Source organism: Paraburkholderia sp. BR14320 (genome assembly GCF_040948665.1).
In the GTDB taxonomy this organism is placed as follows: domain Bacteria; phylum Pseudomonadota; class Gammaproteobacteria; order Burkholderiales; family Burkholderiaceae; genus Paraburkholderia; species Paraburkholderia youngii.
Map to the genome: position 1 here is coordinate 1 of NZ_JBFPKG010000404.1, position 242 is coordinate 242.

A 242-nucleotide genomic window follows, 5' to 3' on the forward strand; every position below is an offset into this window, starting at 1 on the left:
GGAGCAGGATCGGCTCAAGGAGCTGGAGAGGGAGAACCGTGAGCTGCGCCAGGTTAATGAAATCCTGCGCAAGGCGTCGGCGTATTTCGCACAGGCGGAGCTCGACCGCCGACCCAAGTGATGATCATGTTCATCGATGATCAACGGCACGTCTACGGGGTCGAGCCGATCTGCAGGGTACTGCCAATCGCGCCGTCGACGTACTACACGCATGTGGCCCGCCGCGCCCATCCTGAGCTGGT

1 pseudogene and 1 other annotated feature are annotated in these 242 nt (G+C 61.6%); the pseudogene reads left to right on the forward strand.

The features are described 5' to 3' along the window. A pseudogene (locus tag AB3X89_RS40830) lies at positions 1 to 242 on the forward strand (IS3 family transposase); the annotation flags it as partial. Next, positions 79 to 195 (forward strand) — a sequence feature (AL1L pseudoknot). (Overlaps the previous pseudogene by 117 nt.)